15 protein-coding genes and 1 pseudogene are annotated in these 13,669 nt (G+C 65.6%); 9 read left to right on the forward strand and 7 right to left on the reverse strand.

Going from position 1 to position 13,669, the window contains the following annotated elements; translation table 11 throughout:
- The first annotated feature begins 195 nt into the window (after nt 1-195).
- The 3 genes from ABMA46_RS03490 to ABMA46_RS03500 all read left to right on the forward strand — a co-directional run bounded on the left by ABMA46_RS03490 (nt 196) and on the right by ABMA46_RS03500 (nt 1,977).
- Nucleotides 196-1,368, forward strand: coding sequence for a lytic murein transglycosylase (locus tag ABMA46_RS03490; RefSeq protein WP_425475683.1), 1,173 nt, complete (start codon nt 196-198; stop codon nt 1,366-1,368).
- A gap of 67 nt (nt 1,369-1,435) precedes the next feature.
- Nucleotides 1,436-1,657: an antitoxin MazE family protein gene (locus ABMA46_RS03495; protein ID WP_348997880.1), complete on the forward strand. Its 222-nt coding sequence runs from the start codon at nt 1,436-1,438 to the stop codon at nt 1,655-1,657.
- Nucleotides 1,654-1,977 (forward strand): type II toxin-antitoxin system PemK/MazF family toxin, encoded by a 324-nt coding sequence (locus tag ABMA46_RS03500; RefSeq protein ID WP_348997881.1) that lies wholly within the window; start codon nt 1,654-1,656, stop codon nt 1,975-1,977. The genes ABMA46_RS03495 and ABMA46_RS03500 overlap by 4 nt, the downstream gene beginning before the upstream one ends.
- Before the next feature lie 14 nt (nt 1,978-1,991).
- On the opposite strand, the gene ABMA46_RS03505 is transcribed toward ABMA46_RS03500, so the two are convergent.
- Nucleotides 1,992-3,212, reverse strand: a complete 1,221-nt coding sequence (locus ABMA46_RS03505) for an alanine racemase (protein ID WP_348997882.1) — start codon at nt 3,210-3,212, stop codon at nt 1,992-1,994.
- Nucleotides 3,213-3,379: 167 nt separating this feature from the next.
- Between ABMA46_RS03505 and ABMA46_RS03510 the strand changes: the two genes are divergently transcribed.
- Together ABMA46_RS03510 and ABMA46_RS03515 are read left to right on the forward strand one after the other, a co-directional pair.
- Entirely contained in the window at nt 3,380-4,447 is a 1,068-nt protein-coding gene (locus ABMA46_RS03510) for a YeiH family protein (RefSeq protein ID WP_348997883.1), read from the forward strand.
- 22 nt (nt 4,448-4,469) lie between these two features.
- On the forward strand, nt 4,470-5,348 hold the full coding sequence (locus tag ABMA46_RS03515) for a LysR substrate-binding domain-containing protein (RefSeq protein WP_348997884.1): 879 nt from the start codon (nt 4,470-4,472) through the stop codon (nt 5,346-5,348).
- 390 nt (nt 5,349-5,738) lie between these two features.
- Here the strand turns inward: ABMA46_RS03515 and metF are convergent, their stop codons facing one another.
- Together metF and ABMA46_RS03525 are read right to left on the reverse strand one after the other, a co-directional pair.
- On the reverse strand, nt 5,739-6,659 hold the full coding sequence (gene metF / locus ABMA46_RS03520; RefSeq protein WP_348997885.1) for a methylenetetrahydrofolate reductase [NAD(P)H]: 921 nt from the start codon (nt 6,657-6,659) through the stop codon (nt 5,739-5,741).
- Nucleotides 6,659-7,669, reverse strand: a complete 1,011-nt coding sequence (locus ABMA46_RS03525) for an ArsR/SmtB family transcription factor (RefSeq protein WP_348997886.1) — start codon at nt 7,667-7,669, stop codon at nt 6,659-6,661. Before ABMA46_RS03525 ends, metF begins: the two co-directional genes overlap by 1 nt.
- A 135-nt stretch (nt 7,670-7,804) precedes the next feature.
- On the opposite strand from ABMA46_RS03525, the gene tsaA reads away from it, so the two are divergent.
- The 3 genes from tsaA to ABMA46_RS03540 all read left to right on the forward strand — a co-directional run bounded on the left by tsaA (nt 7,805) and on the right by ABMA46_RS03540 (nt 9,680).
- Entirely contained in the window at nt 7,805-8,326 is a 522-nt protein-coding gene (gene tsaA / locus ABMA46_RS03530) for a tRNA (N6-threonylcarbamoyladenosine(37)-N6)-methyltransferase TrmO (protein WP_348997887.1), read from the forward strand.
- The gene (locus tag ABMA46_RS03535; RefSeq protein ID WP_348997888.1) at nt 8,323-8,637 is read left to right on the forward strand and encodes a DUF2293 domain-containing protein; all 315 of its coding nucleotides are present in this window, start codon (nt 8,323-8,325) and stop codon (nt 8,635-8,637) included. Before tsaA ends, ABMA46_RS03535 begins: the two co-directional genes overlap by 4 nt.
- Nucleotides 8,638-8,723: 86 nt before the next feature.
- A complete protein-coding gene (locus ABMA46_RS03540; RefSeq protein ID WP_348997889.1) occupies nt 8,724-9,680 on the forward strand; it encodes an aminotransferase class IV in 957 nt (318 codons plus the stop codon).
- A 47-nt stretch (nt 9,681-9,727) separates the two neighbouring features.
- Here the strand turns inward: ABMA46_RS03540 and ABMA46_RS03545 are convergent, their stop codons facing one another.
- Nucleotides 9,728-10,351 (reverse strand): MOSC domain-containing protein, encoded by a 624-nt coding sequence (locus ABMA46_RS03545; protein ID WP_348997890.1) that lies wholly within the window; start codon nt 10,349-10,351, stop codon nt 9,728-9,730.
- Between the two features lie 172 nt (nt 10,352-10,523).
- Between ABMA46_RS03545 and ABMA46_RS03550 the strand changes: the two genes are divergently transcribed.
- Entirely contained in the window at nt 10,524-11,099 is a 576-nt protein-coding gene (locus ABMA46_RS03550) for a methyltransferase family protein (protein WP_348997891.1), read from the forward strand.
- A gap of 3 nt (nt 11,100-11,102) precedes the next feature.
- On the opposite strand, the gene ABMA46_RS03555 is transcribed toward ABMA46_RS03550, so the two are convergent.
- From ABMA46_RS03555 to ABMA46_RS03565, 3 genes and pseudogenes are all read right to left on the reverse strand, one after another.
- Nucleotides 11,103-12,224 (reverse strand): beta-ketoacyl-ACP synthase III, encoded by a 1,122-nt coding sequence (locus tag ABMA46_RS03555; RefSeq protein WP_348997892.1) that lies wholly within the window; start codon nt 12,222-12,224, stop codon nt 11,103-11,105.
- 202 nt (nt 12,225-12,426) lie between these two features.
- Nucleotides 12,427-13,194 (reverse strand): trans-aconitate 2-methyltransferase, encoded by a 768-nt coding sequence (gene tam / locus ABMA46_RS03560; protein WP_348997893.1) that lies wholly within the window; start codon nt 13,192-13,194, stop codon nt 12,427-12,429.
- Nucleotides 13,195-13,507: 313 nt separating this feature from the next.
- Nucleotides 13,508-13,669, reverse strand: a pseudogene (locus tag ABMA46_RS03565) (IS110 family transposase); the annotation flags it as partial.

The raw sequence follows: 13,669 nt of genomic DNA on the forward strand, positions 1-13,669 counted from the left end.
AGCGGCCCTGCCGCCTGCTTTTCGAATGGCCCGGATCGCGGCCCTTTTCCCTTGAAATCGCGGCCCGCTTGCATATTTGGCGCCGTCACGCCTCACGGCTTCGGAAGGAAAGCGATGTCCCTGCCCCTCACGGCCCGGTCCGCCGGACCACTGTCTGCGCTTCTTCTGTCCGTCTGCCTGGCCGCGCCGCAGGCGATGGCGCAAGACACCGCGCCTGCGGCTCCCGCAACGTCAGCACCCGTCGCCGCTCCCGGCGCCCCCTGCGGCGGTGACTTCGAGGCCTGGAAGCAGGGCGTGGCGGCCGAGGCGAAGGCAGCCGGGGTAGGCCAGGCGGGGCTCGACGCGCTGGAAGCTGCGACCGTCGACGACAAGGTGCTTGCCCGCGACCGCGCTCAAGGCGTCTTCTCGCAGACCTTCATTCAGTTTTCCGGCCGCATGATCTCGGCCTACCGGCTGAAGCAGGGTAAGGCGCGGCTGGAGAAATATGCCGACATCTTCGCCCGCGCCGACCAGCAATACGGCGTCCCCGGCCCGATCGTAACCGCCTTCTGGGCGCTGGAGACCGATTTCGGCGCGGTGCAGGGCGATTTCCACACGCTGAACGCCTTGGTGACGCTGGCGCACGACTGCCGCCGCCCGCAGGTGTTCCGGCCCCAACTCGTGCCGCTGCTGACCCTGATCGACCGCGGCACCGTGCCAGCCGACGTGAAAGGCGCCTGGGCCGGCGAGATCGGCCAGACCCAGATGCTGCCGATCGACTATCTGGCCGACGGCGTGGACGGCGACGGCGACGGCAAGGTGGACCTGCGCAACGATGTCGCCGACGTCATCATGACGACCGCGAAAAAACTCGAGATGAAGGGCTGGAAGCGCGACCAGCCCTGGATCGAGGAAGTGCGCGTGCCCGAGGTGATGGACTGGAGCCAGACCGGCCGCACCACCAAGCTGCCGCTTTCGCAGTGGTCGCAGTGGGGCGTGACGCGCCCCGACGGCTCGCCGCTTCAGGACAACGGCCTCAAGGCCGGCATCGTGCTGCCGATGGGCTACAAGGGTCCGGCCTTCCTCGCCTACGACAATTTCGACGTCTATCTGGAGTGGAACCAGTCCTTCACCTACGCGCTGACCGCCGCCGTCCTCGCCTCCCGCTTCGCCGGCGCGCCGGCCTACGACCCCCGCAATCCCGATCCGGGCCTTAACCAGGACCAGATGAAGCAGCTCCAGACAAAGCTGGAGGCCCGCGGCTACGACGTCGGCACGGTGGACGGCATCCTCGGCACCAACACGCGCGAGGCCGTGCGCAAGGAACAGCAGCGCCTCGGCCTGCCCGTGGACGGCTGGCCGACGGCGGAACTGCTGGATCGCCTCTGACCGGCTTCGCTTTGTCTTGATGTTTCCCTTGCAAACGTTACATGTAACAAAGACAAGGGAGATCGATATGCCGGCTTCCATCAATGAGCGAGTTCGCAAGCGTCGGGACGCGTTGCGTGCGCAAGGTCTTCGGGCCGTACAGATTTGGGTGCCGGACATACGCCGGACCGACCTTGCGGAAGAATGTCATCGCCAGTCCGTCATAGTGGCGCAGGCCGATCGATCCGACAGCGATCTGCAACGCTTCCTGGACTCCGCTCTCGCGGACCTTGAAGAGGACAATGGATGAAGCGCGGCGATCTGGTCACGGTCGCTATATCCGGTGATTTCGGAAAACCCCGCCCTGCCCTGATCGTTCAATCGGATCGTTTCGATGCGACAGGCACGGTCACGGTACTGCTTCTGTCGAGCCTGCTTGTCGAAGCGCCGCTTCTGCGCGTCACCGTGCGACCGTCCGAAGGAAACCATCTCGAACGGTCGACACAGATCATGATCGACAAGATGATGTCCGTTCGGCGTGAAAAGATCGGCAGGGTTTTCGGCAGGCTGGAGGACACGACCATGATCGAGGTCAACCGCTTGCTCGCCCTTTTCCTGGGCTTCGCATAGGTCGCGGCAGTTCGTCAGTCCGCCATCGTCTCGAGGCTCGCAAAACCTTGCGGCGCGTCGCCCTCGTCGAAGGGCGTGGCGATTTCCACGAACGTGTCGGGATAGAAGCCGTTGAAGCGCGTCCTCAGCGACAGCGAATAGGCGCCGATATGGCCGATCTCGATCCAGTCGCCGGTATCGACCGTCTCCGGCAGCCAGAACGGCCGGGACAATATATCGACGCTGTCGCAGGTCGCGCCGCACACCTTGAAGGGAACGATGTTGTCTTCCCTGCCGTTGCGCGAACGGATTGCCGGATCGGGGATGAACCGTGCCGGCAGCGTGATCTTGCCCGTCCATGAATCGGACAGCGACGCCCAGATGCCGTCGTTGATGTAGAGCCGCCTGCCCTTGCGCAGCAGGACGCGCACGATCAGCGAGAAGCAGCGCGCCACGATGACGCGGCCCGGCTCCGCCACCAGCGGCATCTCGGAAAACCCGTATTCATCGAGATCGCCCGCCAACCGCGACATGATCTGGCCGAGCGAGGGCATCTCGACCTGCTTGCGGTTCGGGTCGTTCCCGTATTCGGCCGGAAAGCCGCCGCCGACATCCAGCCCGGCGAGGTCGAAGGAGAGCCGGTTGCGCACCCAGTCCGCCGAGGCCAGCGCGCGCTCATAAGTGTCGGGATCCTCGATCTGGCTGCCGACATGGAAGCACAGGCCCACCTTGTAGCCGGTGCGGGCGAGCCGTTCCGCCAGTTCCACCGCGTTGGCCGGCCCCGCGCCGAACTTCTTCGACAGTTCGTAAGCGGCGTGACCTTTGGTCTGGATGCGCACGAAGACCGTCATCGACCCCGGATCGATGTCGAGCGCGCGCACCACCCGCGTCAGTTTGGTGATCTCGTCCTCGTGGTCGACGGCGATCACCCGGATGCCGTAGGTCTCGAGCGCCAGCTTGATGTCCGACTGCGCCTTGACCGGGTGCATGTAGAGCATCTCGGCATCCGGCGCGACCGCCCGCACGGCGGCGAATTCGCCCGGCGACGCGACATCGAACGTACTCACGCCCGCCTCGACCAGCGTCTTCAGCACCATCGGCTCGCCGTTCGTCTTGACCGCATAGGCGGTCTTGCCGGGAAACATGCCCATAAACTGCAGCGCGTCGGCCTTCAGCACCTGCGGCCTGAAGCAATAAACCGGATCGTCGGGCCTGAGCGCCAGTGCCGCTTCGCGGGCATTCTCGAATCGCTGCATGCAATCTCCTCGCTGAAGGCGAGTCTAGGCCAATCTAGGGATCAGGAAAACCGCTCGCCACGCTTCCCAATCGTTCGTTTTTATCGAATGTTTTTGATGATATAATGAATTGGATCGAATTCTTGCATTGAGGCACAGCGTCATGGAAACAGGATGGATACTTTCCCATGGACGCGTCTTCAGGTTTTCCGATCGCATCGGAATTCGAAACGGCCGAGCCGGTCGCGGGCGCAACGCCGCGCCAGCCCGCCAGCAACCCGCTGCCCGGCCTGGCGCTGACGGCGGCGATCGCGCTCATCGCCTTCGCGCTGCGCTTCCTGCCCGGCATGTCCGCCCTGAGCCCGATGATCCTGGCCATCGTCATCGGCATCGCCTTTCACAACCTTGCCGGCACGCCGGCCCTGGCGAAGCCGGGCGTGCGCTTCGCCCTGCGGCCGGTGCTGCGATCGGCGATCATCATGCTGGGCCTCCAGCTCACCACGGCGCAGGTGGTCGCCGTCGGCGGCCGCGGCCTGGCCGTGATTGTGGCGACTCTCCTCGCCACCTTCGTGTTCATCGTCGGTCTTGGACGCCTGATGGGCGTCGATCGAAAGCTGGCGGAACTGATCGCGGCCGGAACCTCGATCTGCGGCGCCTCGGCGGTGATCGCCACGAACACGGTGACGGACGGAACGGACGAGGACGTCGCCTATGCCGTCGCCTGCGTCACCGTGTTCGGCTCCATTGCCATGTTCGTCTATCCGATTCTGCCGGCGGTGCTGGGTCTCGATCCGCATGCCTACGGCCTGTGGGCCGGCGCGTCGATCCACGAGATCGCGCAGGTCGTGGCGGCGGCCTTCCAGGACGGGCAGGCAGCGGGCGAATTCGCCACTGTCGCCAAGCTCAGCCGCGTCATGCTGCTGGCGCCCGTCGTCATCGGGCTCGGCTTCATGTCGATGCGCCGCGGACCGGGCGCGGCAGGCCGAGGAAGCGCCCCGGCGGCGCCGATCCCCTGGTTCGTGCTGGGCTTCATAGCCGTCGTCGCGCTCAACAGCGCCATATCCCTGCCCGCCCCGATCAGGAGCGGCGCCTCTCTTGTTACCACCTTCCTGCTCAGCATGGCGCTGGCGGCAATGGGATTGGAAACCGACATCCGCAAGCTCCGGCTCAAGGGCCTGCGCCCGCTCCTGCTCGGCCTGGCGGGGTTTCTGTTCATCTCCTGCTTCAGCCTCACGCTGATCATGCTCGGCCTCTGAATGGAGCAAACGGAGAAGCGCAATGACCCTGGAACAGTTGCGCATCTTCATAGCGGTGGCGGAACATCAACACCTGACACGGGCCGCCGCCGAACTGAACCTCACCCAGTCGGCGGTAAGCGCCGCCATCGCGGCGCTCGAGGCACGGCACGGAACCAGGCTGTTCGACCGCGTCGGCCGCCGTATCGAGCTCAACGAGACGGGCCGCCGCTTCCTTCCCGAGGCCCGCGCCATTCTTGCGCAGGTGGCGACCGCCGAGGCTGCCCTGGCCGACCTTGCCGGGCTGAAGACCGGGAGCCTGCACCTGATCGCCAGCCAGACCATAGCCAACTACTGGCTGCCCACGCATATGCACCGCTTTCAATCGCGGTTTCCCGGCATCGCGCTTCGGCTGACCATCGCCAACACCGAGCGCGCGGCGGCCAGCGTCCACGACGGCCTGGCCGACCTCGGCTTCGTCGAAGGCACGATCGACGATCCGGTTCTCTCGATTATGCCCGCCGCCGATGACGAACTGGCGCTCGTCGTGGGCAATACGCATGGCTGGGCCGGCCGCGAGAGCCTATCGGCGGATGAGCTTCTGGAAAGCCGCTGGGTGCTGCGCGAGCGCGGTTCCGGCACGCGAGCCGTTTTCGAGGAAGCCTTGCGCGGCCTCGGCAAGGATCCCGCAAAGCTCGACGTGGCTCTGGAACTGCCGTCCAACGAATCGGTCCGCACCGCGGTCATCGCCGGCGCCGGCGCCGCCGTGCTTTCCCGCTCCGTCACGGAACAGGCCACCGCCGCCGGCCGCCTCGTCCGCGTCCCGTTTCGCCTGCCGGACCGGCAGTTCCTCGCCATCCGTCACAGGCAAAGGCACGCGACGCGCGCCCAGGTCGAATTCCTTGCTCTCGTGCGGTCGTGACGAGGAAGGGTCGCTGCCGGTTCGCCACATTTTTTTCACAACCGGCGCGCGGACTCTTAGCTCAATTTTTTCAATGGCTAAGACCCATCGACAGGTCGGAAATTCCACAATCCTGTCGCAATGCAGCACATTTTGCCCTTGCTTGTCGCCGCCCCTCGCTTAGATTCCGGCCCATAGCTTTTCTGAGAGGAGGCTACGCATGGGACTGACAAGGCCACTGAACGCTTTGATGATCTGTGCCGCGTTTGCGTTCATCGCAGCCCTTATTATGGGTTTTCTTCCATAGGCCGCGAGCCGGAAGAAACGTGCAGCCAATAGTATAAATCATTGAAAAGGCCGGAGTTTTCTCCGGCCTTTTTGATTGAAGCATCGGACCGAAATCGCCAGGGATCAGGCTGCGGCCGAGCTTGGAGCTTGCGCCGCGTCATGGGCGCGGATGCCGATCATGTGACAGATGGCGAAGGCGAGATCGGCCCGGTTCATCGTGTAGAAGTGGAAGTCGCCGACGCCGCGCTCGACCAGATCGAGCACCTGCTCGGCGGCGACCGCGGAGGCGACCAGCGCATGGGTCTGCGGATCGTTTTCCAGCCCCTCGAACCGTTCCGCGAGCCAGGCCGGCACATGCGCGCCCGCCCGCGCCGAGAAATTGGCCACCTGGGCGATGTTGTGCACCGGCAGGATGCCGGGAACGATGGGAATATAGATGCCGGCGCGCCGCACCCGCTCGACGTAGCGTTCGTAGATGTCGTTGTCGAAGAAGAACTGGGTGATGGCGCGCGTCGCGCCATTGTCCACCTTGCGCTTGAGCATGTCGATATCGGTGGCGAAGTCCGGGCTTTCGGGATGCTTCTCCGGATAGGCGGAAACCGAGATGTCGAAATCCCCGTGCCGCTTGAGCGCCGCGACCATGTCGGCGCCGTTGGCATAGCCGCCCGGATGCGGTCGGTACTGCGTGCCGACGCCGGCCGAGGGGTCGCCGCGCAGGGCGACGAAGCGCGTGACGCCCAGGTCGACGAACTGCCGGATCACCTCGTCCACCGTCTCGCACGTGGCGTCGATGCAGGTAAGGTGCACGGCCGGCATCAGCGCCGTTTCCGACAGGATGCGGCCGACCGTGCGCGCCGTGCGCTCGCGCGTCGAGCCGCCGGCGCCATAGGTCACCGAGACGAATTTCGGCCGCAGCGGCTCGAGCCGCTTCACGGTCTGCCACAGCCTCGCCTCCATCTCGTCGTTCTTCGGCGGGAAGAATTCGAAGGAGACATGGATATTGTCGCCGATATCGGGTCGGCGGGAGAAACGGAACTGGTTCATCAGGCGACTTCCCTTGCCGTTTGCCGGCTGTCGTTGGTCGGGTCGGCGATGAGGAGACGACGGTCGCGGCCGAGCCACAGCTTGACGATGAGTTTCGCCTCGCCGCCGCTTTTCGGCTCGAAGTCCTGGCTCTCCTCCAGGTCGAGGCCGGCTTCCGCCAGCCATTCGCCGATCTGCTTGTCGGAAAAGCCGAGGCGCTGGTGGGCATGCGCCTCGCGCAGGAACTCCAGATTGTGCGATGCGAAATCGACGATGATCAGCCGCCCCGCCGGCCGCAGCAGCCGCGCCGCCTCGCGAATGGCTCGCGCCGGATCATCGAGATAGTGCAGGACCTGATGGATGGTGACGAGGTCGAAGCTGTCGCGCTCCACCGGCGGCGAAAAGATGTCGCCCTGCCTCACCTGCGCGTTGGAGACGCCGGCCTTGTCCAGATTGGCGCGCGCGACCGAGAGCATCTCGCGCGACATGTCGATGCCGATGCCGCGCCTGTAGAGCGGCGAGAATATCTCCAGCAGCCGGCCCGTGCCGGTGCCGAGGTCGAGCATGGACTGGAACGGCCGCTTGCCGACCAGCTTGAGCAGCGCGGCCTCCACCGCCTTGTCCGGTGCATGCAGGGCGCGCAGATGATCCCAGCTTGCGGCATTGCGCGAGAAATACTCGGCCGCCCGCGCCTGCCGCTTGCTCTTCACCGCATCGAGTCGCTCCAAGTCCCGCTCGGCCTGCCCGTCCGCCGGATCGATGCCCGCGACCAGTTCCATGACGAATTTGCGCGCCGCGTCCGCGTCGCAAAGCCGGAAGAACGCCCACGAGCCTTCCTGGTAGCGGTCGATCAGCCCGGCTTCCATGAGCAGCTTCAAGTGTCGCGAGACGCGCGGCTGCGACTGGCCGAGGATTTCGGTCAGGTCGGAAACCGTCAGATCGCCGCGTGAAAGCAATGCCAGAATACGCAGGCGGCTGGATTCGGCAGCCGCCTTCAATATATCTACCATCTTGTCGAGCGAGACCTGCATGACGGCGCCATCGTTGAAAACATATAAACATATCTTTATGTCGATTTTCGTTTTTCTGCAACCGAAAATGTCGCTGCCGGGTAAAAATATGGCGCAGGCGTTTCGAGTGTGCCTTCCGGCGAAGGCGGCTGGCCGATGACCGGGGACGTGCCGGAATTCGTCGTGCGCGAAGGCGAGGTCGCTCTGGAGATCGATCCCGCCGCCCTCCCCGGCGATGGTCACGTCGTGTTCATCGGCCATGTCGCCTCGCCGTGGTTGCGTCGGCAGGATTGCCCCAAAAACACGCGCGCCGCCCGCGAGACGGGGCGTCCGGCCACCGTCATCGTCGACGCGCCTTACAGGGCAGGCCTACGCGGCCTCGAAGGCGCCAGCCATGTGATCGTCCTGACCTGGCTCGACCGCTCGCCGCGGAATCTGATTGTCCAGAAACCGCGCCATGCGTCTGAGGCCAAAGGCGTTTTCGCCCTGCGCTCGCCGTTGCGCCCCAACCCGGTCGGGCTGCATGTCGTCAGGCTCGTCTCCCTGGACCCAGACGCCGGCGAACTGACGCTGGAAGCGATCGACGTGCTCGACGGCACGCCGGTGATCGACCTGAAACCCTATTTCGCGACGGTCGACTCGATCCCCGAAGCCACCGTGAGGCGGAGCGGCGAATGAGCGCCCCGACAGGACGGCGCAGGGCATTGGCGAAGGCGCTGACCGTTCTCCTTCCGATGGGACCATACGCGGACATGGAGCGTATCCGCGCGGATGCCGGCGCCGTCCACATGAAGACGCTGCCGCCTTCGGTCGCCGTCTGGCTTGCCGCCGTCGCCCATGTCAGGCATGCGCATACCGACTACGAGAAGCTGCTGGCGGAGGGCTACGATCGCGAATCCGCTCGCTTCTTCGTCATCGATCAGATCAACGCCGTCCTGACCCGCTGGCGCGCCACCCGGCTGCTCGATGCCAACGACGAGCTTGCCTGATCGGATTGGCTCATCGTTCCCGGGCCGATTGTGTCTTGCCGCGTATGCCTGACGGACCTTAGCTATGATCACGAGGAGGATAGTCTATGGATCAGGAACCGTCGGAACGGCCGCTTCCTGCGCTCTCGTTCCGTCATGTCGATCCCCACGCCTATCCGCAGGGCGTCGCGTTTCTCGACGGGCAGTTCGTGCCGATGTCCGAGGCCAAGCTGTCCGTCCTCGATTACGGCTTTCTCCATTCCGACGCCACCTACGATACCGTCCACGTGTGGGAGGGCCGCTTCTTCAGGCTGGACCTGCACCTGGAGCGTTTCTTCGGCGGGCTCGAGAAATTGCGCATGGCGATCCCGTTCGATCGTGACGGCGTGCGCCGGATCCTGCATGACTGCGTCGCGCTGTCGGGCCATCGCGCCGCTTACGTGGAGATGCTGTGCACACGCGGCGCCTCGCTCACCTTCAGCCGCGATCCGCGCGATGCGGTCAACCGTTTCATGGCCTTCTCGGTCCCGTTCGGCTCCGTTGCCGACGCAGAGCAGATGCGGCGCGGCCTGTGCGTCGTCATCAGCGACCGCGTGCGCATTCCGCCTGCGTCCGTCGATCCCGCCATCAAGAACTATCACTGGCTCGACCTCGTGCGCGGCCTTTATGACGCCTACGACAGGGGCGGCGAGACCGCGCTTCTGCTCGATTTCGACGGCAATGTCGCGGAAGGGCCGGGCTTCAACGTCTTCGCGGTGAAGGACGGCAGGCTGGCGACGCCGGCGGCCGGCGTTCTTGCAGGCATCACGCGGCGCACTGTTTTCGATCTCTGCCGCGAAACCGGCCTCTCCTGCGAAGCAAAAGCAGTAAGCCCTGCGGACCTGCGCCAAGCCGACGAGGTGTTCATTACATCGACGGCCGGCGGCATCATGCCGGTGACGACAATCGACGGCGCCCCTGTCGGCGACGGCACGGTCGGCCCGCTGACCACTCGGCTGAAGGACCTCTACTGGCAAAGGCACGGCGACCCGCTCTGGTCGACCCCGATCCACTATCCGCAGTAGCCATGTTGGCCGCGGTCGGACGAGAGCGGCACCACCGGAAAAACGCTCTAGCCGCGATAAATCCATTGCTCGGGCACGCGCACGGAAATCTCCTCGCCGGCGCTGATCGTGCCGGGCTTCTCCACCCAGGCGACAAGCCCGCGCAGGCGCTTCGCCGCCTTGACGAAGCCGAGCGCCACACCGTCCGGATCGTTCGTGGCCACATTGTCGGCGATGGAGCGGCCTGAGAAGCGGCACGGATGGTTCTGCCCATCGACCTTCAGCGTCACCCCGCCCTTGAAGAACAGCAGCGTCGCCGGCGGCAGCATGGAAAGGTTCGGCACGCCCTCGATGACCAGGTTGGCGCCGATCCATTCCGGCCGGATCTCGCTAAGCCCCATGCGCTCGGCCACCACCGCCATCTCGTCCGCAGCGACGATCGAAAGCTGCCGCTCGTTGCGCATCTCGGTGCCGCGCTGATACCACGGCTCGCGTCCGCCCGACCGCCGCGTCAACCCGCAATGGAAATCGTCCTCGATGCCGTCGAAACCGAGCACAAGGCGATCGACCGCCCGCGTCTGGAAATGCTCTGACGGCGCGCCATATACGCCCGCCGCGCGGGCGGCCAGCTTCCGGCCCGGAACGATCTCGGGCAACACCGGTGCCTGCGGCTGCAACTCAAGCTCAAACATGAAGAACCTCCGTCGCGCCGCACCCTGCCCCGGCTCCTTCGTCCGGTCCAGTCAAAAGCCGTGATGGACCCATCATCGACGCAGCCGCTTCACGACGTTCTTACCGCCGCAGCCGAACCTTGATTGTATCGGCGCTTGCATTGCATGCCGGAACGCCCGGATCATACATGCCATGACCATAAGTTCCGCCATCGCCGCTCTCTGGCTCGCCTGGATGATCACCTGGGCGCTCGCCGCCTTCTGGTCGGACCGTCCGGTCAGGCGCGCCGGCTTTCGCGAGGAAGCTTCCTCGCGCGCCATGCTTGCCGCGGGCGCCGCCCTGCTTTTCATTCCCGCCCATGGCTATTCGGGCAGGCTGCGCCTCTGGCTGCCGCCGCTGCCGCTTGCCTGGACCTGCGTCGTGCTGGTCGCGGCCGGCATCGCCATCGCCTGGTGGGCGCGCCTCTACCTCGGCCGGCTCTGGTCGGGCACGGTCACCGCGAAGGCGAACCACAGGGTCGTCGACACCGGCCCTTATGCTCTTGTGCGGCATCCGATCTATTCGGGCCTTCTTCTGTCGATTTACGCCACGATGATCGCCAAGGGGACGATCTGGGGCATTGCCGGAGCGGCGCTGCTCACCGTCGGCGTCGTCACCAAGGCGCGCCTGGAGGAGCGGTTCCTGCGCTCCGAACTCGGCGATGCCTACGACCGCTATGCCAGCCGCATTCCCATGCTTCTGCCCTTCGCGCCCGCGAGAGCAGGTTAAATCTCACATCATGCGCAGCACAGCCGCGCCGATCGAATAGCCGGCGCCGAAGGCGCACAGCAGCCCGTGGTCGCCGGGCTTGAGGTCGGCGTGGTTCTCCTTGAGCGCGATGACCGCGCCTGCGCCGGCCGTGTTGCCCAGCCGGTCCAGCACCAGCGGCGCCTTGTCCTGGTCGGCCTCGTAGCCGAGCACCAGCTTCATGATCATGGCGTTCATGCGGGCGTTGGCCTGATGCAGCCAGTAGCGCCGCACGTCCTCCGTCGTCAGCCCGTTGTCGCCGAGGAATTCGCTGATGAAGCGCGTCGCGGCCTGGATGACTTCCTTGAACACCTTGTTGCCGACCTGGGTGATCATGTTGCCCTCCATCCGGATGACCGAGGTGTCGTCCTGGCCGGCGCGCAGCAGGTAGCCGAAATTGGTGCGGATGTTGTTGGAGAACTGTGTCCAACTCCGCGTGTCCATCACCTCGAAGCGGCCGGGCCGCGCCGCGCCGTCCTCCAGGCGCTCCACCACCAGCGCCACCGAGGCGTCGCCGAAGATGAAATGCGTCTGCCGGTCGCGGAAATTGAGATGGCCGGTGATGAGTTCCGGCGTCACCACCAGCACCCGGCGCTGCGCGCCCGAACGCACCATGTTGAAGGCGACGTGCAGCGCCGCCGCGGCCGACGAGCAGCCGAGGTTCATGTCGAAGGCCGCGCCCTCGGCGCCGATCGCGTTCTGGATCTCGATCGCCACCGCCGGATAAGGCCGCTGGTGATGCGAGCACGACAGGATGACCATGTCGATGTCGGCGCCCGTCACCCCGGCATCCGCCAGCGCCCTTTGCGCCGCGGCGACGCCGAACTCAGCCATCACCGACAGCGCCTCGTCCGGGCGCGGCGCGATGCGCGGCGTCATGCGGGCGGGGTCGAGAATGCCGTCCAGCGTGTGGACGTGGCGGCGCCGGATCCCCGAGGCATGGACGATGAAATCGCTGGCCGACTTCGCCAGCGGCGGCTCGCCGCGCGCGGCGCGGCCGGGGTTCTCGGCATCCACCCAGGCATTGAAGCTCTCGACCAGTTCGTCGTTGCCGATCGAGGCCTCGGGGATTTCCACGCCCATGCCGCTGATGATGACTCGAACCATCGTCACCTTTTCCCGTGCGCGGCGAGAGCGCGCCGCGATGCGTCGCGTCCGTGCGGCGCAGCAAATGTGTCGCGCCAGCGCTTTACGTCAGTTTCCGCGGGCAGGCCAGTCCTTCCCCGCGCCCGGCCGAACAAACCTTCGTGCCGTCCGCCGGCGCGGATGCCCATCGCGGCAGGGCGGCCGGTGCCGAAAGGCGCCGCGCTCAGCGCACCGCCACCATGAACAGGCGCGGGAATTTCAGCAGCACCTTGCCGTCCGCCGCCGGCGGATAGGCCTCGGCGATCCTTGCCGTGTAGCGGGCGAGGAACAGCGCGCGTTCCGCCTCGTTGAGCGGATCAAGGAAAGGCCTGAGCCCGGTCGACTTGAGCCATTCGACGATCGCCGCCGCATCCGCGAGCGGATGATAGTAGTGCGTGTGCCACAGATCGACACGCGCCGAGAGCGGCGTGAGCAGATCGTAATAGGACGAGACCGGCGGCAGCGGCGCGCGCGCCGCATCCTTCAGCACGTCCGCGAAAGGCTCTTCCGCCGCGACCTCGCGCATGAGGCGGTGCGACGGCTCGGAAAGATTGTCCGGCATCTGCACCGCCAGCGCCCCGCCGGGCGACAGGAAGCCCATCAGCCGCCGAAACACCTCCTGATGATGCGGCAACCACTGGAACACCGCGTTGGCGAAGATGACGTCGACCGGCTCCGCCGGCGTCCAGCGCTCGGCGTCGGCCAGTTCGAAGGCAACGCCCGGCAGGCGCGTCCTCGCCTTCTCGATCATGTCGGGAGAGGTGTCGAAGCCGCTGACCTGCGCCTGCGGCCACCGCGCGACCAGCAATTCGGTCGAATTGCCCGGCCCGCAGCCGATGTCGACCACGCGTTTCGGATTGGCCACCGGCACCGCCGCCAGAAGATCGCGCGCCGGGCGCGTGCGCTCGTCCTCGAACTTGAGATAGAGGGAAGCGGACCAGTCGGCTTTCATGGGAACCTCGTCAAGAGTGCCGCTCCTCCATGCCACCGTGCGGAGCCGAAGGCCAGAGGGTGAGAAGCGGTCCGCATAGCGGACGAAGCGACAGCGAAGGGCAGTAGCGCCAACGTCCCCTCCCCCTTGCGGGAAGAGCTATCACAACCGGATTCTGTTAAATGCGACGGTCCAGCACCCCCACCCCTGTCCCCTCCCCACAAGGGGGAGGGAGACGCCGACACCGTCGTTTCGCTCAAAATCCCCAGCACGAGCATATCTGGCGCTGCCTCAAAATCCTCCTCCCCCTTGTGGGGAGCGACTGTCTTGGAAATCAAGTTGGTTGCCACGGCTTTTGGTCCCGGATGATGGCGTTGAGGATGGTGAGGAGCTTTCGGGCGACGGCGATGATGGCCACCATTTTCGGCTTTCCGGCCATGACCAGCCTGTCGCGGAAGGCTTTGAGGACGGGGTTGCGCCTGGCGGCGACGAGGGC

Source organism: Mesorhizobium hunchu (assembly GCF_040081975.1).
Lineage (GTDB): Bacteria > Pseudomonadota > Alphaproteobacteria > Rhizobiales > Rhizobiaceae > Mesorhizobium > Mesorhizobium hunchu.

What these genes read in the sequence shown, in the direction of transcription:
- ABMA46_RS03555 (WP_348997892.1), bottom strand. Translation starts at nt 12,224, where the DNA reads ATGGTTCGAGTCATCATCAGCGGCATGGGCGTGGAAATCCCCGAGGCC.
- tsaA (WP_348997887.1), top strand. Translation starts at nt 7,805, where the DNA reads ATGACCGGGGACGTGCCGGAATTCGTCGTGCGCGAAGGCGAGGTCGCT.
- ABMA46_RS03500 (WP_348997881.1), top strand. Translation starts at nt 1,654, where the DNA reads ATGAAGCGCGGCGATCTGGTCACGGTCGCTATATCCGGTGATTTCGGA.
- ABMA46_RS03495 (WP_348997880.1), top strand. Translation starts at nt 1,436, where the DNA reads ATGCCGGCTTCCATCAATGAGCGAGTTCGCAAGCGTCGGGACGCGTTG.
- ABMA46_RS03510 (WP_348997883.1), top strand. Translation starts at nt 3,380, where the DNA reads ATGGACGCGTCTTCAGGTTTTCCGATCGCATCGGAATTCGAAACGGCC.
- ABMA46_RS03550 (WP_348997891.1), top strand. Translation starts at nt 10,524, where the DNA reads ATGACCATAAGTTCCGCCATCGCCGCTCTCTGGCTCGCCTGGATGATC.
- ABMA46_RS03515 (WP_348997884.1), top strand. Translation starts at nt 4,470, where the DNA reads ATGACCCTGGAACAGTTGCGCATCTTCATAGCGGTGGCGGAACATCAA.
- metF (WP_348997885.1), bottom strand. Translation starts at nt 6,659, where the DNA reads ATGAACCAGTTCCGTTTCTCCCGCCGACCCGATATCGGCGACAATATC.
- ABMA46_RS03540 (WP_348997889.1), top strand. Translation starts at nt 8,724, where the DNA reads ATGGATCAGGAACCGTCGGAACGGCCGCTTCCTGCGCTCTCGTTCCGT.
- ABMA46_RS03490 (WP_425475683.1), top strand. Translation starts at nt 196, where the DNA reads ATGGCGCAAGACACCGCGCCTGCGGCTCCCGCAACGTCAGCACCCGTC.
- ABMA46_RS03525 (WP_348997886.1), bottom strand. Translation starts at nt 7,669, where the DNA reads ATGCAGGTCTCGCTCGACAAGATGGTAGATATATTGAAGGCGGCTGCC.
- ABMA46_RS03545 (WP_348997890.1), bottom strand. Translation starts at nt 10,351, where the DNA reads ATGTTTGAGCTTGAGTTGCAGCCGCAGGCACCGGTGTTGCCCGAGATC.
- ABMA46_RS03535 (WP_348997888.1), top strand. Translation starts at nt 8,323, where the DNA reads ATGAGCGCCCCGACAGGACGGCGCAGGGCATTGGCGAAGGCGCTGACC.
- tam (WP_348997893.1), bottom strand. Translation starts at nt 13,194, where the DNA reads ATGAAAGCCGACTGGTCCGCTTCCCTCTATCTCAAGTTCGAGGACGAG.
- ABMA46_RS03505 (WP_348997882.1), bottom strand. Translation starts at nt 3,212, where the DNA reads ATGCAGCGATTCGAGAATGCCCGCGAAGCGGCACTGGCGCTCAGGCCC.